This is a genomic window from Pseudomonas sp. LBUM920 (assembly GCF_003852315.1).
Lineage (GTDB): Bacteria > Pseudomonadota > Gammaproteobacteria > Pseudomonadales > Pseudomonadaceae > Aquipseudomonas.
Genome location: NZ_CP027762.1, coordinates 995,959 through 1,015,342, shown reverse-complemented (window position 1 = coordinate 1,015,342; position 19,384 = coordinate 995,959). Strand labels below are relative to the sequence as shown.

The window sequence follows — 19,384 nt, the reverse complement described above, 5'->3', positions numbered from 1 at the left end:
CTGGGTCTCGTTCAGGCGTTTTCACAATAGTGACCGATCGCTTAAGGCTTGGCGCTGGGATACGGCGTTCAGCGCGCGGTAAGGTTTTGCCAACAGGGTATGCCGAATTGAGCAAGCAGTTGCGCGGTTTCGCACACGGGCAGGCCTACCACGGCGGAATAGCTGCCATTGAGCCCGGCGACAAACACCGATCCCAGCCCCTGGATAGCATAGCCGCCTGCCTTGTCCTGAGGTTCGCCGCTGTGCCAGTAGGTTGTAGCCTCCTCGACAGAAATAGCGCGAAAACGTACCCGGCTGCTTACACATCGAGTTTCGCTGCGCTCGCCATCGGTGACAGCAATGGCGGTGAGGACGTCATGCTCGCGTCCCGACAGGGCCATCAACATCGCCAGGGCGTCGGCCTGGTCCACCGGTTTGCCAAGGATCTGACCATCAACGATCACGGCCGTGTCGGCGCCCAGCACGCAGGCGCCGGCAGTCTTTTCAAGCGCAGCAAAACCCGCCGTGGCCTTGCCGTGCGCAAGGCGCTCGACGTAGGCAACGGCGGATTCGTTTGTATGAGGAGTTTCATCAATGGCGGCGCTGACCACGGTGAAAGGCACACCGATCTGCGTCAACAGTTCACGCCGCCTTGGGGAGCCCGAGGCCAGATAAAGCGAATTCATTGCAGACTCTCCCTGTAGGGTTCGATAACCAGGCAGAGCCTCGCAATCCATTCAATTGATTTTATAGCGGCGACGTAAACCACGCAGACCGAAGCTGACCCAAGGCCACAGCAACGCACTGACCAGGGCCGGCAATACCAGGGCCAGGGTCGGCTGGCGGTTACCGGTCAATGCGCTGAGCCACAGTTGCACCAACTGCGCCAGGCCGAAGATCACCAGAATCACCAGGCACTGCTGCCACATCGGGAACATGCGCAACCGCTGCTGCAATGACAGCACCAGGAAAGTAATCAGGGTCAGGATCAGCGCGTTCTGGCCAAGCAAGGTGCCATAGAGCACGTCTTCCGCCAAGCCCAGGCACATCGCTGTGACCATGCCTACCTTATGCGGCAAGGTCAGCGACCAGAACGCCAGGAGCAAGGCGAGCCAGAGCGGTCGCAGGATTTCCATGAATTGCGGCAACGGCGAAACGCTGAGCAGCAAGCCGATGGCGAAAGTCAGCCAGACGATCCAGCCATTGCGCGAATGCGTACCGGCCATTATTCCTCCCTCTGCCGCGTGGTTGCCGGCGCTGCGGCCGCTGGTCGGGTTGCCGGCGTGGCAGGCGGTTTAGCCGCTGGCGCTGTGGTGGCCGGCGTCGTGGCCGGTGGCTTGGTCGCAGTCGGTTTGGCTGGGCGGGCGCTGTGGGCCGCAGGTTTGACAGGCGTCGCCACTGGCGCGACCGGGGTCGCGACAGGTGCAGGTGGGCCCACAAAGGCTGGTTTTGGCACCGTGGCAGGAATGACCGGCGCGGTGCCGTTCTGCTTGTCTTCTGCTTCCTGCGCCTGGGCAGCGTCGTTGGCACGCTCTTCGGGCGTACGGTTGTCGCTGAACACCAGCAGCAGGTAACGGCTGCGGTTCAAGGCAGCCGTCGGGACCGCGCGCACAATGGCGAACGGCTGGCCGGAATCGTGGATGACTTCCTTGACCGTCGCTACCGGGTAACCCGCGGGGAACCGCTGACCCAGGCCGGAACTGACCAACAGGTCGCCTTCCTTGATGTCGGCAGTGTCGGCCACATGACGCAACTCAAGACGCTCCGGGTTACCGGTACCGCTGGCAATCGCACGCAAGCCGTTGCGGTTGACCTGCACCGGAATGCTGTGGGTGGTGTCCGTCAGCAGTAACACGCGCGAAGTGTAGGGCATCAGCTCGACCACCTGGCCCATCAGGCCACGGGCGTCGAGCACCGGTTGGCCCAGGACCACGCCGTCGCGCTCACCCTTGTTGATGATGATGCGATGGGTGAAGGGATTGGGGTCCATGCCGATCAACTCGGCCACTTCGACCTTCTCGTTGACCAATGCCGAAGAGTTAAGCAACTCGCGCAGCCGAACGTTCTGCTCGGTGAGGGCCGCCAGCTTTTGCATGCGCCCCTGCAAGAGCAGGTTTTCGGTCTTGAGTTTTTCGTTCTCGGCGACAAGCTCAGTGCGGCTGCCGAACTGGCTGGCCACGCCCTGATAAAGCCGTTGCGGCAGGTCGGTGATCCAGTAAGTCTGCATCAACACCAGCGACATCTGGCTACGCACGGGCTTGAGCAGTGCAAAGCGGGCATCGACCACCATCAGCGCGACCGAAAGCACGACCAGCACCAATAAGCGCACGCCCAATGAGGGGCCTTTGGCGAAAAGCGGTTTAATAAGCCGCTCCTCCCGGGCAAATGTTCTCTTTATTCATACGGCATCAAACCGGCCTGGATGCAGATTGAAGAAGATAAACGCCAACAGGCAGCACTGCAAAGTGCTGCCTGCGGGCGAAGCATGAACCATTCCGGCAATCTTATTCGCTGGAAAGCAGGTCCATGGTGTGTTTATCCATCATTTCCAGTGCACGGCCACCACCACGGGCGACGCAGGTCAGCGGGTCTTCGGCGACGATCACCGGCAGGCCTGTTTCCTGAGCCAGCAGCTTGTCGAGGTCGCGCAGCAAGGCGCCACCACCGGTCAGCACCAGGCCACGCTCGGCGATGTCGGAAGCCAGCTCCGGAGGCGATTGCTCCAGGGCGCTCTTCACTGCCTGAACGATGGTGGCCAGGGACTCTTGCAGAGCTTCCAGCACTTCATTGGAGTTCAGGGTGAACGCACGTGGAACGCCTTCGGCCAGGTTGCGACCGCGAACATCAACTTCGCGAACTTCGCCGCCCGGGTAAGCGGTGCCGATTTCCTGCTTGATGCGCTCGGCGGTGGATTCGCCGATCAAGCTGCCGTAGTTACGACGCACATAGGTAATGATCGCTTCATCGAAACGGTCGCCGCCTACGCGCACGGATTCGGCATACACCACACCGTTCAGGGAAATCAGGGCGATTTCAGTGGTACCACCACCGATATCCACCACCATCGAACCGCGCGCTTCTTCGACCGGCAGGCCGGCGCCGATAGCGGCAGCCATAGGCTCTTCGATCAGGAATACTTCGCGGGCACCGGCGCCAAGGGCCGATTCACGGATGGCGCGACGCTCAACCTGGGTGGACTTGCATGGAACGCAGATCAGCACACGAGGGCTGGGCTGCAGGAAACTGTTTTCGTGAACCTTGTTGATGAAGTACTGCAGCATCTTCTCGCAGACGCTGAAGTCGGCGATCACGCCGTCTTTCATCGGACGAATGGCAGCGATGTTGCCTGGTGTTCGGCCGAGCATGCGCTTGGCCTCGGTGCCAACGGCAACGACACTTTTCTGATTACCATGGGTCCGAATGGCCACAACCGATGGCTCATTCAGAACGATACCGCGCTCGCGCACGTAAATAAGGGTGTTGGCAGTGCCCAGGTCAATGGAAAGATCGCTGGAAAACATGCCACGCAGTTTCTTGAACATGGGGAAAGGACCCTAGGCAACGCGTGGGTAAAAAAGTGCGGCAAACTCTAACAACGACAGGGATTTTGGGCAAGGCGCCAATGTGCTAAATTGGCCGACTTTCTGTGCACCAACCCCCACAATCGCGGCCATATGACCGTAGAAATGCGGTAGTGTTCCGACAATCTAACACACGGACGCCCTCCGTTCTGTTTTCCACTGGAGAATCCCATGGCGCTTGAACGCTCCGACGTGGAAAAAATCGCTCATCTGGCCTCGCTTGGCCTGAATGAAGCCGATCTTCCACAGACCACCGCAGCCCTGAACAGCATTCTCGGGCTGGTTGACCAAATGCAGGCCGTCAATACCGACGGCATCGAGCCCCTGGCTCACCCGCTGGAAGCCAGCCAGCGCCTGCGCGCAGACGTTGTGACCGAGCGAAATAATCGCGAGGCCTACCAGTCCATCGCGCCAGCGGTCGAAAACGGCCTGTACCTGGTTCCGAAAGTCATCGACTAAAGGGAAAGAGCCTTTCATGCATCACATGACTCTGGCCGAGATCGCCCGCGGTCTCGCCGACAAAAAGTTTTCTTCCGAAGAGCTGACCAAAACCCTGCTTGCGCGCATCGCCGAGCTTGATCCGAAGGTCAACAGCTTCATCAGCCTCACCGAAGAGCTGGCCCTGAGCCAGGCCAAGGCCGCCGACGTACGTCGCGCCAACGGTGAGAATGGCGCCCTGCTGGGCGCACCAATCGCCCACAAAGACCTGTTCTGCACCCAGGGCATTCGCACCAGTTGCGGCTCGAAGATGCTCGACAACTTCAAGGCGCCCTACGATGCCACGGTCGTGTCCAAGCTGGCCGCCGCGGGCGCCGTGACCCTGGGCAAGACCAACATGGACGAATTCGCCATGGGTTCTGCCAACGAGTCGAGCTACTACGGCGCAGTGAAAAACCCGTGGAACCTGGAGCACGTGCCAGGCGGTTCGTCCGGTGGTTCGGCTGCCGCGGTTGCCGCGCGCTTTCTGCCGGCGGCTACCGCTACCGACACCGGCGGCTCGATCCGTCAGCCCGCCGCGTTCACCAACCTCACCGGTTTGAAGCCGACCTACGGTCGTGTTTCCCGTTGGGGCATGATCGCCTACGCCTCCAGCCTGGATCAGGGCGGCCCGCTGGCACGCACGGCTGAAGACTGCGCGATTTTGTTACAAGGTATGGCCGGGTTTGATAAGCAGGACTCCACCAGCATCGACGAACCGGTGCCGGACTACAGCGCCAGCCTCAATACCTCGCTCAAAGGCCTGCGTATTGGCGTGCCGAAAGAGTATTTCAGCGCCGGCCTCGACCCGCGTATCGCCGAACTGGTGCACAACAGCGTCAAGACGCTGGAACAGCTCGGCGCCGTGATCAAGGAAATCAGCCTGCCAAACAACCAGCACGCGATTCCTGCCTACTACGTGATCGCGCCGGCAGAAGCCTCTTCCAACCTGTCGCGCTTCGACGGCGTGCGCTTCGGCTATCGCTGTGAAAACCCGAAAGGCCTCGAAGACCTGTACAAACGCTCGCGCGGCGAAGGCTTTGGCGCCGAAGTCCAACGTCGGATCATGGTCGGGGCCTACGCCCTGTCCGCCGGCTACTACGACGCGTACTACCTCAAGGCGCAAAAAATCCGTCGCCTGGTCAAGAACGACTTCATGGCTGCCTTCGAAGAAGTCGACGTGATCCTCGGCCCAACCACGCCGAACCCGGCCTGGAAGCTCGGCGCCAAGACCGGCGACCCGATCGCCGAGTACCTGGAAGACCTGTACACCATCACCGCCAACCTCGCGGGCTTGCCGGGCTTGTCGATGCCGGCTGGTTTCGTCGATGGCCTGCCGGTCGGCGTGCAATTGCTCGCCCCGTATTTCCAGGAAGGCCGCCTGCTCAATGTGGCGCACCAGTACCAGTTGAACACCGACTGGCACACTCGCACCCCAACCGGCTTCTGAGGAGAACACTATGCAATGGGAAGTTGTGATCGGGCTGGAGATTCATACCCAGCTCGCCACCCAATCGAAGATTTTCTCCGGTAGTGCCACCACGTTCGGCGCAGAGCCCAACACCCAGGCCAGCCTGGTAGACCTGGGCATGCCCGGCGTGCTGCCGGTGCTGAACCAGGAAGCAGTGCGCATGGCGGTGATGTTCGGCCTGGCGATTGACGCCGAGATCGGCCAGCACAACGTGTTCGCGCGCAAGAACTACTTCTACCCGGACCTGCCCAAGGGCTACCAGATCAGCCAGATGGAATTGCCGATTGTCGGCAAGGGCTACCTGGACATTCCGCTGGAAGACGGCACCATCAAACGGGTCGGCGTGACCCGCGCGCACCTGGAAGAAGACGCCGGCAAGAGCCTGCACGAAGAATTCCCCGGCGCTACCGGTATCGACTTGAACCGTGCCGGCACGCCATTGCTGGAAATCGTGTCCGAGCCGGACATGCGCAGCGCCAAGGAAGCCGTGGCCTACGTCAAGACCATCCACGCGCTGGTGCGTTACCTGGGCATCTGCGACGGCAACATGGCCGAAGGCTCGCTGCGTTGCGACTGCAACGTGTCGATCCGTCCCAAGGGCCAGGTCGAGTTCGGCACCCGCTGCGAGATCAAGAACGTCAACTCGTTCCGCTTCATCGAAAAAGCGATCAACAGCGAAGTGCGTCGCCAGATCGAACTGATCGAAGACGGCGGCAAGGTCATCCAGCAGACTCGCCTGTACGACCCGAACAAAGACGAAACCCGCGCCATGCGCAGCAAAGAGGAAGCCAACGACTACCGTTACTTCCCCGACCCGGACCTGTTGCCGGTGGTGCTTGAAGACTCGTTCCTCAATGACATCCGCGCCACCCTGCCGGAATTGCCGCAGCACAAACGCGAGCGCTTCCAGGCGCAGTTCGGCCTGTCGGTCTACGATGCCAGCGTGCTGGCTTCCAGCCGTGAGCAAGCCAACTACTTCGAAAAAGTCGTGAGCATCGCCGGCGACGCCAAACTGGCGGCCAACTGGGTGATGGTTGAGCTGGGCAGCCTGTTGAACAAACAGGGCCTGGAAATCGACGAAGCGCCGGTGACCGCCGAGCAACTGGGCGGCATGCTGCTGCGCATCAAGGACAACACCATCTCCGGCAAAATCGCCAAGACCGTGTTTGAAGCGATGGCCGCAGGCGAAGGCAGCGCCGATGAGATCATCGAGAAGCGCGGCCTCAAGCAAGTCACCGACAGCGGCGCGATTTCGGCCGTTCTCGATGAAATGCTGGCTGCCAACGCCGAACAGGTCGAGCAATACCGCGCCGCAGACGAAGCCAAGCGCGGCAAAATGTTCGGCTTCTTTGTCGGCCAGGCGATGAAAGCCTCCAAAGGCAAAGCCAACCCGCAACAGGTGAACGAACTGCTGAAAAGCAAGCTCGAAGGCTGATTCGCGGTGAAAGGGTCCGGGCGGGATTTCATGCCCAACTCGGACCCCATGTGGGAGCTGGCTTGCCTGCGATAGCAGCGCCTCGGTGCAACTGCAACACCGAGGTACCTGTATCGCAGGCAAGCCAGATCCCACATTTACAATGGGGACTTACTTAACGTGAAGCGTCTACTCGGCCTGCTGGCCCTGTTCTCTATGTTGGCCGGTTGCGCCAGCGGCCTCATCGACCCCAACGGCTACGACGAAACCGGCACCGCCTCCTATTACGGCGCCAAGCACCATGGCAACAAGACTGCCAGCGGTGAACCTTTCAACCAGAACACCCTGACCGCCGCCCATCGGCGCCTGCCCTTCGGCACCCAGGTCAAGGTGACCAACCTTAACAACAACAGATTCGTGGTCGTGCGCGTCAACGATCGCGGCCCGCATACCCGTGGGCGCCTGATCGACGTTTCACGCAAGGCTGCCGAACAACTCGGTATGCTGGGCAGCGGCACTGCACGGGTTCGCGTGCAGGCGCTGAACAACTGATAAAGGAGCCCTGGCCATTTTCGGATTAACCGCCCTCTCGCCCTGGAGCCTGATCGAGCTGATCAGTGGCCTGGTGTTGCTGATCGTCGGCGCCGAAATTCTGGTGCGCGCCGCCGTGCGCCTGGCGGCCAGCCTCAAGGTGCGGCCACTGATTATCGGCTTGAGCATCGTCGCTTTCGGCAGCAGTGCGCCGCAGATGACCGTAAGCCTGCAGGCCACCCTGGCCGGCAATACCGATATCGCCGTGGGCAGCGTCATCGGCAGCAGTATCTTCAACACTCTCGTCACCCTGGGCCTAGCTGCGTTGATCATTCCGCTGCGCGTCTCGCGGCAGTTGGTGCGGCTGGACATCCCTGTGATGATTTTCGCCGGCCTCTTGGTGTTTACCCTGGCCGGCAATGAAGAACTGACACCGCTCGACGGCCTTTTCTTACTGGTTGCGCTGATAGCCTACCTCGGTGTTTTGCACTACCAGACCCGCCATTCCCGCCGTCCACGCACGCTGGACACGGTGGCCCGCGCGCCCTGGCTCAGCAGCGCATTGTTGATGCTGGGCGGGTTGTTGATTCTGGTGCTGGCCGGGCATTTGCTGCTGGGGGCAGCGGTGGATGTAGCAAGCGACCTGGGCCTGTCCGAACGCATCATCGGCCTGACGCTGATCGGTGTTGGCACCTCACTGCCGTGCCTGGCCACCTCGCTGATTGCCGCGTTGCGCGGCGAGCGCGAGATTGCCGTGGGCAACGTGATCGGCAGCAACCTGTTCAACCTGCTTGGCGTACTAGGGTTCACCGCGCTGGTGGCGCCCTCGCCGTTGTCGGTGTCGCCTAACGCACTGGATTTCGACTTGCCGGTGATGCTCGGCGTGGTGGTGTTGTGCCTGCCGGTGTTCTACAGCGGCTACCGCGTCACCCGCGCTGAAGGCCTGGTGTTTCTGGGGTTGTATCTGGCGTATGGGCTGCATGTGGTGTCGTTTACCTTCGGCATGCCGCTGGCCACCCGGCTTGAACAATTGATGCTGCATTACGTCCTGCCAGCGCTGGTCGCGTTTGTGTTGTTCACCTCGCTGCAAGCCTGGCGCCGCCAACACAAGAGGGAATCGCAATGACCGAACAGAAAAAGTCCGGGGTTGAAATGCGTCGCCAGGTCATGGGCGATGTGTTCGTCGACCGCGCCCTGGGCAATGCCACCGAGTTCACCCAGCCGCTGCAGGATTTCGTCAATGAGCATGCATGGGGCAGCGTGTGGAACCGCGAGGGCCTGCCGCTGAAGACGCGCAGCCTGATCACACTGGCCGCCCTCACTGCTCTCAAGTGCCCGCAGGAACTCAAGGGCCACGTGCGCGGCGCGCTGAACAATGGCTGCACAGTGGAAGAGATTCGCGAAGCACTGCTGCATTGCGCGGTGTATGCCGGCGTGCCGGCGGCGATTGATGCGTTTCGGGCGGCGCAGGAAGTGATTGAGGCGTATCAGGCGGATAAGCCGTGACGGCTGGATAGTCAGCGCAGGCAAGCCAGCGCCCACCTTTGATTGCATTCACCGATCAAACTGTGGGAGCTGGCTTGCCTGCGATTGGCCCTCAACCCCACCACAACGTTCAGATCCAACCACCCGCCTGCAACACAAAAATCCCGATATTGGTGGTCACCGCCGCCATCAAGGTCGTAATCACAATAATCGCCGCCGCCAGCTCATGATTGCCCTCGGCCGCCCTGGCCATGACAAAACTCGCCGCCGCGGTCGGTGCGCCAAAGTACAAAAACAGAATCCCCAGCTCCGGGCCCCTAAAGCCCAGCAGCCATGCGCCCAGCGTCGCAAATAGCGGCAGGCCGATCATCTTCACCAGGCTGGCACTGAAGGCCATGCTTCCGCTTTTGCGCAAGGCCGCCAGCGACAAGGTGCCGCCGATGCAGATCAATGCCAGCGGCAAGGTCATGTCCGCCAGGTATTGCCCGGACGACTCCAGCCACCCCGGCAGGCCGATCTTGAAAATCGCGAACGGTGCGGCCGCAATCACGCTGATGATCAGCGGGTTGGCCACCACGCTTTTGAAGATGCTCCACGGGTCGGACTTGATCACCGGGCTGTACACCGCCAGCACGATGGTCGACAGGGTGTTGTAGAACAGGATCACCAGCGCCGCGAGGATCGCGCCAAGGGAAATGCCGTAGTCGCCATACATGCTGGCCGCCAGCGCCAGGCCGATCACGCCGTTGTTACCGCGAAACGCACCCTGGGTGTAGATACCGCGGTCGACGCGCGGGCAACGATAGATCGCCCAGCCCCAGGCCAGCGCAAAGCTCAGCAACGTGGCCAGCGCAAAGTAGATCAGCAGACCCGGCTTGAGCGCCGAGTGCAGGTCGGCGTGCAGGATGCCCAGGAACAGCAGCGCCGGCATGGTGACGTTGAAGACAAGGGAGGAAGCGGTGTGGATAAAGTTGTCGTTGATCCAGTTGATGCGCTTGAGCAGCACACCCAGAAACAGCATGGCAAACACCGGCGCGGTGATGGTGAGGGTGGTGAGGAAGATAGCCAGCATGCCGGGAAGAACCTTGGTGGGTGTCGTCAGGTGGCTAATGATAAGCCATGCGGCCGTGCGGCGTCTGGTAGGCCGCCTTCGGGGGCAAGCCCCCTCCCACAGTTGAAGGTATTCACCCATCAACTGTGGGAGCTGGCTTGCCTGCGACAGCGGAGTGTCAGCAACCGATGGGCTGACTGACACACTGCACTCGCCGGCCAGCCTGCTCCTACAGGGGCCGCGTCGGTCTCAGGTGATGGGCGCCGGGTTGAACAACGTAATGTCGTTATGCAGCTTATGCCGCTCCGCCCACGTCTGCTTCTTGCCGCTGGCCACATCCAGGTAGAAGTGAAACAACTCCCAGCCCAATTCCTCAATGCTCGCACGCCCGGTGGCGATGCGTCCGGCGTCGATATCGATCAGGTCCGGCCAGCGCTGCGCCAATTCCGTACGCGTCGAGACCTTCACCACCGGCGCCATCGCCAGCCCATACGGCGTGCCACGCCCGGTGGTGAACACGTGCAGGTTCATCCCGGCCGCCAGTTGCAAGGTGCCGCAGACGAAATCACTGGCTGGCGTGGCGCAAAAGATCAGGCCCTTGCTCTTGAAACGCTCGCCCGGGCCAAGCACGGCATTGATCGCGCTGCTGCCCGACTTGACGATGGAGCCCAGGGACTTCTCGACGATATTCGACAACCCGCCTTTCTTGTTGCCCGGCGTGGTGTTCGCGCTACGGTCCGCCTCGCCTTTGGCCAGGTAGCGGTCGTACCAGTCCATTTCCCTGACCAGCGCTTGGGCCACTTCTTTGCTCTGGGCACGAGCGGTCAGCAGGTAAATGGCGTCACGCACTTCAGTCACTTCGGAAAACATCACCGTCGCCCCGGCCCGCAACAGCAGGTCCGAGGCAAACCCCAGCGCCGGGTTGGCGGTGATGCCGGAAAACGCATCGCTGCCGCCGCACTGCATGCCCAGGATCAGCTCCGACGCCGGCACGGTTTCGCGGCGGCGCAGGTCGAGTTTCTTCAAGCGCACTTCGGCCAGCGCCATGATCTGCTCGATCATCTCGGTAAAGCCATGGCTGGAATCCTGCAGCCGATACAGCCACGGCTCGCTCAAGTCGACGGAGCTGTCGTTGTCGTGCATCACCTGCCCGGCCTGCAGCTTCTCGCAGCCCAGGCTGATCACCAGCGCTTCGCCGCCCAGGTTCGGGTTGCGCGCCAGGTTGCGCACGGTGCGGATCGGGATGTACGCATCCGTCGCAGTGATCGCCACGCCGCAGCCGTAGCTGTGGGTCAGCGCCACCACGTCATCGACATTCGGGTATTTGGGCAGCAATTCATCCTTGATGCGCTTGACCGCATGGTCCAACACACCGGTGACGCACTGCACCGTGGTGGTGATGCCCAGAATATTGCGCGTGCCCACGGTGCCGTCGGCGTTGCGGTAACCCTCAAACGTAAAGCCTTCCAGCGGCGCCTGGGTTTCAGGCACCTCGGTGGACAGCGGCAGGCTGTCCAGCGGCGGCGCGGTGGGCATGCGCAGTTGATCTTCCTGCACCCAGCTGCCACGTGGAATCGGCGCCAGGGCGTAACCAATGGTCTGCCCGTAGCGAATAATCTGACCGCCTTCGGGGATATCTTCCAGCGTCACCTTGTGGCTCTGCGGAATGAAATCCACGGTCACCAGGCCGTCCGGGAACTCGGTCCCGGCCGGTACGCCTTGATCGTTGACCACGATCACTACGTTGTCGCGCTCGTGCAAACGGATCGAGCGCGGCGAGTCGGCATGTTCAATCAACTGCATTACATCGCCCCTCAGGAATGCGCTTGGGTAAGTTGGGTCAGCTCAGGCCCTTTGCTGCTGGGCGGTTCTTTGAGTACCACACGCTTGATCGGGCCGACGATCACCAAGTAGCTGAACACTGCCAGCAAGGCGTTGGCGCCGACGAACACCAGGGCCCACTTGAACGAGCCAGTGGTGGCAATGATGTAGCCGATCACAATTGGTGTGCTGATGGAGGCCAGGTTGCCAAACATATTGAACAGACCGCCACTGAGGCCGGCGATTTGTTTCGGTGAGGTGTCAGACACTACCGCCCAACCCAGTGCGCCAACGCCCTTACCGAAGAAGGCCAACGCCATGAAGCCCACCACCATCCATTCGATATCCACGTAGTTGCACGCCACGATGCTGCACGACACCAGCAACCCGCCAATGATCGGCGCCTTGCGCGCAAACGTCAGGGAATGGCCTTTGCGCAGCAGGTAATCGGAAATCAAACCACCCAACACCCCACCGATAAACCCGCAGATGGCCGGCAACGAGGCAATGAAGCCCGCCTTGAGGATGGTCATGCCACGCTCCTGCACCAGGTACACCGGGAACCAGGTCAGGAAGAAATAGGTGATGCCATTGATGCAGTACTGGCCCAGGTACACACCGAGCATCATGCGATTGGTCAGCAGCTGGCGGATGTAGTCCCACTTCGGACCGTCGGTTTTCTGGCCCTTGGTCTTTTCCTGGTCCATGTCGACCATCGCACCGTTCTCGGAGATGTACTTGAGTTCAGCGTCGTTGATCATCGGGTGCTGGCGCGGGCTGTGGATAATTTTCAGCCAGATCAGCGAGAACAGCACGCCAATCCCGCCCATCACGATAAACACGTGCTGCCAGCCGAAGGTGTAGACGATCCAGCCCATCAGCGGCGCGAACAGCACCGTGGCGAAGTACTGCGCCGAGTTGAAAATCGCCGAGGCCGTACCGCGTTCGGCGGTGGGGAACCAACCGGCCACGATGCGCGCATTACCGGGGAATGACGGCGCTTCCGCCAAGCCCACCAGAAAGCGCAGCATAAACAGCGCGACGATCGCGGTGGAGACGCCAAACTCACCGACATAGCCTTGCAGGATGGTGAACAGCGACCAGGTGAAGATGCTCAGGGCATAGACTTTTTTCGAGCCGAACCGGTCCAGCAGCCAGCCGCCGGGGATTTGCCCGGCCACGTAGGCCCAACCGAATGCGGAGAAGATATAACCGAGGGTGACCGCGCTGATACCGAGGTCTTTTTGCAGGCTGGAGCCGGCGATGGCGATAGTGGCCCGGTCGGCGTAGTTGATCGTGGTCACCAGAAACAGCATGAGCAGGATCAAATAGCGGACGTGGGTCGGCTTGGTCGCTTGCATGAAGATGTACTCCCACTAATTATTTTTTTTGCGGGTAAGCATTTCTGTTTTAAGTGCAGGAACCGCTTTCTGTGAGAGCTGGCTTGCCTGCGATGGCGGTGTATCGGTCCACATCTCTGTGACTGATGTACCGCTATCGCAGGCGAGCCAGCTCCCACACAAGCCGGTTCCCACAGGTGTTACGTGTTACGAACCGATGTAGCTGGTCTTCACCACGGTGTAGAACTCTTGCGCATAGCGACCTTGCTCGCGCGAACCATACGAGGAGCCCTTACGGCCACCGAACGGCACGTGGTAATCCACACCGGCAGTCGGCAGGTTGACCATCACCATCCCGGCCTGGGAGTGGCGCTTGAAGTGGTTGGCGTACTTGAGCGAGGTGGTGGCAATGCCCGCCGACAGGCCGAATTCGGTGTCGTTGGCCATGTCCAGCGCCGCCTCGTAATCTGCTACGCGCACCACGTTGGCTACTGGGCCGAAGATCTCTTCACGGCTGATGCGCATGGCGGCTTCGCTGTCGGCAAACAGCGTCGGCGCCAGGTAGTAGCCTTCGGTGTCGCAGGTCACCAGGCCGCCACCGCTGACCAGCCGCGCACCTTCGCTTTGGCCGATGTCGATGTACTTCATGTCCTGGTCCAACTGGGCCTGGGAAACCACCGGGCCGATGTCGGTGCCGCTTTTCAACGCGTGGCCGACTTTGATCGACTTCATGCGCTCGGCCATGGCCGCAACGAACTGGTCATGGATACCGGCGGTGACGATCAAGCGGCTGGAGGCAGTGCAACGCTGGCCGGTGGAGTAGAACGCGCTCTGTACCGACAGCTCGACGGCCTGCTTGAGGTCGGCGTCGTCGAGGATGATCTGCGGGTTCTTGCCGCCCATTTCCAACTGCACTTTGGCCTGGCGCGACACGCAGCTGACGGCGATCTGACGGCCCACGCCGACCGAACCGGTAAAGCTGATACCGTCGACTTTCGGGCTGTTGACCAACACGTCGCCAACCACACGGCCGCTGCCCATCACCAGGTTGAACACACCGGCAGGGAAGCCGGCGCGGGAAATGATTTCGGCCAGCGCCCAGGCGCAGCCCGGCACCAGTTCGGCCGGTTTGATCACCACGCAGTTGCCGTAGGCCAGGGCCGGGGCGATTTTCCAGGCGGGGATCGCAATCGGGAAGTTCCACGGGGTGATCAAGCCGACCACACCCAGGGCTTCGCGGGTGACTTCCACATTGACGCCTGGGCGCACCGATGGCACGTAGTCACCGGACAGGCGCAGGCATTCACCGGCGAAGAACTTGAAAATGTTACCAGCGCGGGTCACTTCGCCGATGGCTTCGGGCAGGGTCTTGCCCTCTTCACGGGCCAGCAAGGTGCCGAGTTCTTCACGGCGGGCGAGGATTTCACTGCCGACTTTATCCAGCGCATCGTGGCGAGCCTGGATGCCGGAGGTCGACCAGGCCGGGAAGGCGGCGCGGGCGGCATCGATGGCGGCGTTGACTTGGGCTACGTCGGCTTTGGCGTATTCGCCAATGACATCGGACAACTCCGACGGGTTGATGTTGTTGCAGTAGTCGGCACCGGCCACCCACTCGCCGTTGATGTAGTTCTCAAAACGTTTGGCTTGGGACACAAATCTTCTCCTGACGCAAAAGGCCGCTGATCTCTCAGCGGCCTTGTTGATGAGTTACTGCGGACCTTGCTTGTCGATCAGCGCGGCCAGGGCTTCGTATTCTTCCGGCAGCAGGTCGGTCAGCGGCGTGCGCACCGGGCCTGCGTCGTAGCCGGCGATTTTTGCACCGGCCTTGACGATGCTCACGGCGTAACCCGCCTTACGGTTGCGGATGTCGAGGTAAGGCAGGAAGAAGTTGTCGATGATCTTGCCGACGGTGGCGTGATCGTCCTTGGCAATCGCGTGGTAGAAGTCCATCGCGGTTTTCGGGATGAAGTTGAACACCGCCGAGGAGTACACCGGCACGCCCAGGGCCTTGTAGGCAGCGGCGTAAACCTCTGCAGTCGGCAGGCCGCCGAGATAGCTGAAACGGTCACCCAGGCGACGGCGGATCGACACCATCAACTCAATGTCACCCAGACCGTCTTTGTAGCCGATCAGGTTCGGGCAGCGTTCAGCCAGGCGTTCCAGCAGAGGCGCAGTCAGGCGGCAAACGTTGCGGTTGTAGACCACCACGCCGATCTTGACCGACTTGCACACCGCTTCCACGTGGGCGGCGACGCCGTCCTGGCTGGCTTCGGTCAGGTAGTGCGGCAGCAACAGCAAGCCTTTGGCACCGAGGCGTTCAGCCTCTTGGGCGTACTCGATGGCCTGGCGGGTCGAACCACCCACACCAGCAAGAATCGGCACGCTGGTGGCGCAGGTATCAACAGCGGTCTTCACCACTTGGGAATATTCGCTGGCAGCCAGGGAGAAAAACTCACCGGTGCCGCCGGCGGCGAACAAGGCGGTAGCGCCGTACGGGGCGAGCCATTCCAGACGCTTGATGTAGCCGGCCTGGTGGAAGTCACCCTGCGCATTGAAATCGGTCACGGGAAAAGACAGCAGACCGTGGGAGAGGATGGACTTCAGTTCTTGTGGATTCATTATTCGAACACCCTGGGCGAAGACTTTCTGTCGAAAGGTTATTGTTGGTTTGTTGATGTCGTACGTCATCGTACAACTATAAAAGGATTCGTCAACTGCAATTCATCGGGCTTCATGCGGCCCTGCGTTTAAACGCGGTTTCTTGACGTGGGAAATTAATCCTCTATGCTCCGATTAACTGTATATACATACAGTTATTACGGAAGATTCCTACGACATAGCAAGGAGCTAACATGTCAGGTCTTGAACTCGCAGCACCCGAGAAAAACCCACCTACCCTGCGCTTCGAAGGCGGTGAGCACACTGCCATCGGCGATGACACGCTGTTGCGTTTCGTCAAGGACGCCCCGGCGATTCCCGCACACCAGGTCGAGTTGCACCTGCCCAACGGGCTGGCACTCACCTATGGCCAGGTGATCGCACTGGGCGGCGACTTCTATGGCATTCCTGGCCAGCCGATCAGCGACGGCGCGTCCGCGGCCGATCGCGCGCAGCGCTTTACTGCAGCGTTCAATTCGCTGGCGGTGTTGCCAGCCTCGCGGGAAGAGGCCGGGAAAATTCTTGCGGTGATGCAAAAGGAGATCAACGCAGTGAACCAGGCGATCAAGGACGGCAAACAACCGCATGAAGCCTATGACGCGCTGGGTGATACGTTGTCCGAGGAATGGAACCGCATCACTGGCGGCGGCAGTGCCGTTTCGGCATTGATTCCGCTGGGGCGCTACCTGAAATTGGCCGCAGATAACGCTGACCACTTTGGCGAATGGGCGCTGTCAGCGTATTTGGCTGGCCATACGGCGGCACTGCAACAGGCGGTCGTGGCCCATCAAACCGGCACCGATCAGGCACTGGAATTGGCCTACGCCATGAACGGCTTTGCTGATCACTTTTTGACCGACCTGTTTTCCGCTGGCCACCTGCGCGTGCCGCGCAAGCAATTGGCGGCGGTGGTGACGCCTGGCGAACTGGGCTCGCTGATCAGCCGCTTCATGCACGATGAGGACAGCAAGTTCGGGCTCAAGGTGCGCAACGCCAAGGGCGATCAATGGCACGCCTATGGGGATAAACGCTATTTCGATGCCATCGACGCGGACAATCGGGCGATGGTCAAACGTGCGGTACAGGCCTCCGCCGATGAGGTCTTCGAGACCTTCATCAGCGGTGTGGCGCCCTCCCCGGCCAACTTCAAGGCGCCGCTGTATGTGCCGGATTTGAACGCCGCACAGAACCCGGCGAATAACTTTTCGCCGCTGTTCAAGATGGAAGGCGACAAGGTGCTGCGCCGCAAGGACGTGAATGACCTGAACGACAAACACTGGACCAATGATTGGTGGGGTTGGAGCACCTACCTGTTGCTCAAGGACTACAAGCCCAATCAGCCGGCTGATTAAGTAGACGCAAAACTCCAGGCCAAGGAGATCAAGATGTGGGAACGAGCTTGCTCGCGAAGGCGTTTTTTCAGTTGATGCATGTGCAGACTGACACACCGCATTCGCGAGCAAGCCCGCTCCCACACTTGGCTCGATTGACTCCCGACACCACTCGGTTGCCCGGTTAGCCGCGCTGCGCTTCTGCCTCTTCGTGGGCATGGCGCAGTCGCTCTCGGCTGTTGGTCAAATGCAAGCGCATGGCGGCGCGTGCCGCGTCCGAATCCTGACGGGCAATTGCCTCATAAATCTCTTCGTGCTCGCGGCTCAGGCGGCCCATGTAGTGCTGCTGATCGTCATGGGCCAGGCGTGCTGAATTCAGGCGTGTACGCGGAATGATGCTGGTGCCCAGGTGGGTCATGATGTCGGTGAAGTAGCGGTTGCCGGTGGACAGCGCAATTTCCAGGTGGAACGCGAAATCTGACGCCACCGCATCGCCGGCGTGGGCAGCGCTTTCATTCAGGGCATCGAGCGCCGCACGCATGGCGGCCAGTTGCTCGTCGCTGCGACGTAACGCGGCAAGGCCGGCGGATTCCACTTCCAGGCTGATCCGCAGCTCCAGAATCGCCAACACATCGCGCAGCGTGACCACCGTGGCCGGGTCAATCCGGAAACCGCTCGGGCTTGGCGTGTCCAACACAAAGGTGCCGATACCGTGACGGGTTTCCACCTGCCCCGCCGCCTGTAAACGTGAGATGGCTTCACGCACGACCGTACGACTGACGCCATGGGCTTCCATGATTGCCGACTCGGTGGGCAACTTATCGCCACGTTTGAGTTGACCGTCGCGGATCTGCTCAGACAACACCGTGACCAATTCCTGGGCAAGGCTGCGGCGCTTGCGGGGAAGACGAGGGGCGGTGTTGGCGTTTTCCATGATGATCCATCTTTCTCGGCGAACTTGAGCCCGCATCATAGCCCATGGCGGTTGTACGATCACCGTTGTGTCGCGACTTTCATCCACATCCTTCGCGCAAAAAAATGCCCCGACGCGTGTCGAGGCATTTTTCAGGCTCACCCGAGGGTGAAAGCCGCTTACTTCACCACTTTCAGGCTCGGCCGGCCGCTTGGACGCGGTGGCTCGGAGTCTGGTGGTGGTACATCATCACCGCCTTCGCCTTCGATCGATTCGTCGTCCTCGAAAGGCGACTCCAGATCGAACACCATGCCTTGGCCATTCTCACGGGCATAGATCCCGAGAATCGCGCCAATCGGCACGAACAGCGTATGGGGCACGCCGCCGAAACGCCCTTCGAAGCTGACAGCCTCGTTGTCCATGTGCAGGTGGCGCACGGCACTGGGTGATACGTTCAGCACAATCTGGCCGTCACTGGCAAAGCCTTGAGGCACGTCAACCTTGGGAAATTCGGAGTTGACCAGCATGTGCGGGGTGCAATCGTTGTCCACAATCCACTCATAGAGCGCGCGGACCAAATAGGGTCGACTGGAGTTCATCAGCGGCTCCTTAAGCCTTAGCGCATATCGCGTTCGACACCAGACAGACTCGCCTGGAAAGCCTCACGCGCAAACTGGCGCTCCATGTAATCAAGCAACGGCTTGGCCGGCCGTGGCAGTTCAATGCCCAGGATCGGCAAGCGCCAGAGTATGGGTAATAGGCAGCAATCCACCAAGCTTTGTTCCTCGCTGAGGAAAAAAGGTTTGTCGGCGAACAGCGGCGAAACGCCGGTCAGGCTCTCACGCAATTCCTTGCGCGCCTGCACCCGAACGGCTTCTTTACTGCGTGAATCCAGAATCACATCCACCAGCCCGCACCAGTCACGCTGGATCCGATGGATCAGCAGGCGGCTGTTGGCACGCGCCACCGGGTACACCGGCAGCAAAGGGGGATGCGGGTAACGCTCATCCAGGTATTCCATCACCACGGTTGACTCCCACAACGCCAGGTCACGATCGACCAGGGTGGGCAAGCTGCCGTAAGGGTTCACTTCGATCAGTTTCGGCGGATGACGTCCCACCTCCACACTGATGATCTCGGCGCTGACACCCTTCTCTGCGAGCACGATGCGTACTCGGTGGGAATAGTGGTCGGCGGGGTCGGAGTAACAGGCCAACCGGTTGGTCACGCCCATGGCGGTCCTCCTCGCTTGTTGAAATTATCGAAAGCTCAAAAACGAGCGCGCCCAGAAAGCATCTCTGTAGTGCCTGGTTCAACCAGACCGCTACGTGT

At 60.7% G+C, this 19,384-nt stretch carries 19 protein-coding genes; 7 read left to right on the top strand and 12 right to left on the bottom strand.

Annotated features, from left to right (window positions below; translation table 11 throughout):
* Positions 1–68 precede the first annotated feature (68 nt).
* The 4 genes from C4J83_RS04525 to mreB form a co-directional block, all read right to left on the bottom strand.
* Positions 69–665, bottom strand: a complete 597-nt coding sequence (locus C4J83_RS04525) for a Maf family protein (protein WP_124416439.1) — start codon at positions 663–665, stop codon at positions 69–71.
* Positions 666–716: 51 nt separating this feature from the next.
* Positions 717–1,205 (bottom strand): rod shape-determining protein MreD, encoded by a 489-nt coding sequence (mreD, locus tag C4J83_RS04520; RefSeq protein ID WP_017138250.1) that lies wholly within the window; start codon positions 1,203–1,205, stop codon positions 717–719.
* Complete coding sequence (mreC, locus tag C4J83_RS04515; RefSeq protein WP_372239319.1) at positions 1,205–2,296, bottom strand: rod shape-determining protein MreC; 1,092 nt, start codon at positions 2,294–2,296, stop codon at positions 1,205–1,207. The genes mreD and mreC overlap by 1 nt, the downstream gene beginning before the upstream one ends.
* A gap of 187 nt (positions 2,297–2,483) precedes the next feature.
* On the bottom strand, positions 2,484–3,521 hold the full coding sequence (mreB, locus tag C4J83_RS04510; protein WP_002555108.1) for a rod shape-determining protein MreB: 1,038 nt from the start codon (positions 3,519–3,521) through the stop codon (positions 2,484–2,486).
* 210 nt (positions 3,522–3,731) lie between these two features.
* On the opposite strand from mreB, the gene gatC reads away from it, so the two are divergent.
* The 6 genes from gatC (at position 3,732) to C4J83_RS04480 (ending at position 8,959) form a co-directional block, all read left to right on the top strand.
* Positions 3,732–4,019: an Asp-tRNA(Asn)/Glu-tRNA(Gln) amidotransferase subunit GatC gene (gene gatC / locus C4J83_RS04505; RefSeq protein ID WP_003171764.1), complete on the top strand. Its 288-nt coding sequence runs from the start codon at positions 3,732–3,734 to the stop codon at positions 4,017–4,019.
* 16 nt (positions 4,020–4,035) lie between these two features.
* A complete protein-coding gene (gene gatA, locus C4J83_RS04500; protein WP_124416437.1) occupies positions 4,036–5,487 on the top strand; it encodes an Asp-tRNA(Asn)/Glu-tRNA(Gln) amidotransferase subunit GatA in 1,452 nt (483 codons plus the stop codon).
* 10 nt (positions 5,488–5,497) lie between these two features.
* The gene (gene gatB / locus C4J83_RS04495; protein ID WP_124416436.1) at positions 5,498–6,943 is read left to right on the top strand and encodes an Asp-tRNA(Asn)/Glu-tRNA(Gln) amidotransferase subunit GatB; all 1,446 of its coding nucleotides are present in this window, start codon (positions 5,498–5,500) and stop codon (positions 6,941–6,943) included.
* Between the two features lie 159 nt (positions 6,944–7,102).
* A complete protein-coding gene (locus tag C4J83_RS04490; RefSeq protein ID WP_106578662.1) occupies positions 7,103–7,474 on the top strand; it encodes a septal ring lytic transglycosylase RlpA family protein in 372 nt (123 codons plus the stop codon).
* A gap of 58 nt (positions 7,475–7,532) precedes the next feature.
* Positions 7,533–8,579 (top strand): calcium/sodium antiporter, encoded by a 1,047-nt coding sequence (locus C4J83_RS04485; RefSeq protein WP_124416435.1) that lies wholly within the window; start codon positions 7,533–7,535, stop codon positions 8,577–8,579.
* Positions 8,576–8,959 carry a carboxymuconolactone decarboxylase family protein gene (locus C4J83_RS04480; protein WP_106578660.1) on the top strand — a complete coding sequence of 128 codons (384 nt, stop codon included), beginning with the start codon at positions 8,576–8,578 and terminating at the stop codon, positions 8,957–8,959. The genes C4J83_RS04485 and C4J83_RS04480 overlap by 4 nt, the downstream gene beginning before the upstream one ends.
* A 109-nt stretch (positions 8,960–9,068) precedes the next feature.
* Here C4J83_RS04480 and C4J83_RS04475 read toward each other — a convergent pair whose 3' ends face one another.
* The 5 genes from C4J83_RS04475 to kdgD all read right to left on the bottom strand — a co-directional run bounded on the left by C4J83_RS04475 (position 9,069) and on the right by kdgD (position 15,769).
* The gene (locus C4J83_RS04475) at positions 9,069–10,010 is read right to left on the bottom strand and encodes an AEC family transporter (RefSeq protein ID WP_106578659.1); all 942 of its coding nucleotides are present in this window, start codon (positions 10,008–10,010) and stop codon (positions 9,069–9,071) included.
* Between the two features lie 228 nt (positions 10,011–10,238).
* Positions 10,239–11,792 (bottom strand): galactarate dehydratase, encoded by a 1,554-nt coding sequence (gene garD, locus C4J83_RS04470; protein ID WP_124416434.1) that lies wholly within the window; start codon positions 11,790–11,792, stop codon positions 10,239–10,241.
* A gap of 11 nt (positions 11,793–11,803) precedes the next feature.
* On the bottom strand, positions 11,804–13,171 hold the full coding sequence (locus C4J83_RS04465) for an MFS transporter (protein WP_124416433.1): 1,368 nt from the start codon (positions 13,169–13,171) through the stop codon (positions 11,804–11,806).
* A gap of 186 nt (positions 13,172–13,357) precedes the next feature.
* Positions 13,358–14,803 (bottom strand): aldehyde dehydrogenase family protein, encoded by a 1,446-nt coding sequence (locus tag C4J83_RS04460; protein WP_124416432.1) that lies wholly within the window; start codon positions 14,801–14,803, stop codon positions 13,358–13,360.
* Between the two features lie 54 nt (positions 14,804–14,857).
* Entirely contained in the window at positions 14,858–15,769 is a 912-nt protein-coding gene (gene kdgD, locus C4J83_RS04455) for a 5-dehydro-4-deoxyglucarate dehydratase (RefSeq protein WP_064450699.1), read from the bottom strand.
* Between the two features lie 233 nt (positions 15,770–16,002).
* On the opposite strand from kdgD, the gene C4J83_RS04450 reads away from it, so the two are divergent.
* A complete protein-coding gene (locus tag C4J83_RS04450) occupies positions 16,003–17,160 on the top strand; it encodes a phospholipase (protein WP_124416431.1) in 1,158 nt (385 codons plus the stop codon).
* A gap of 163 nt (positions 17,161–17,323) precedes the next feature.
* Here the strand turns inward: C4J83_RS04450 and C4J83_RS04445 are convergent, their stop codons facing one another.
* From C4J83_RS04445 to C4J83_RS04435, 3 genes are all read right to left on the bottom strand, one after another.
* Entirely contained in the window at positions 17,324–18,073 is a 750-nt protein-coding gene (locus C4J83_RS04445; protein ID WP_106578653.1) for a FadR/GntR family transcriptional regulator, read from the bottom strand.
* 158 nt (positions 18,074–18,231) lie between these two features.
* Positions 18,232–18,651: a ClpXP protease specificity-enhancing factor gene (locus C4J83_RS04440; protein ID WP_106578652.1), complete on the bottom strand. Its 420-nt coding sequence runs from the start codon at positions 18,649–18,651 to the stop codon at positions 18,232–18,234.
* Positions 18,652–18,668: 17 nt separating this feature from the next.
* Positions 18,669–19,286, bottom strand: coding sequence for a glutathione S-transferase N-terminal domain-containing protein (locus C4J83_RS04435; protein ID WP_106578651.1), 618 nt, complete (start codon positions 19,284–19,286; stop codon positions 18,669–18,671).
* Positions 19,287–19,384: the final 98 nt, after the last annotated feature.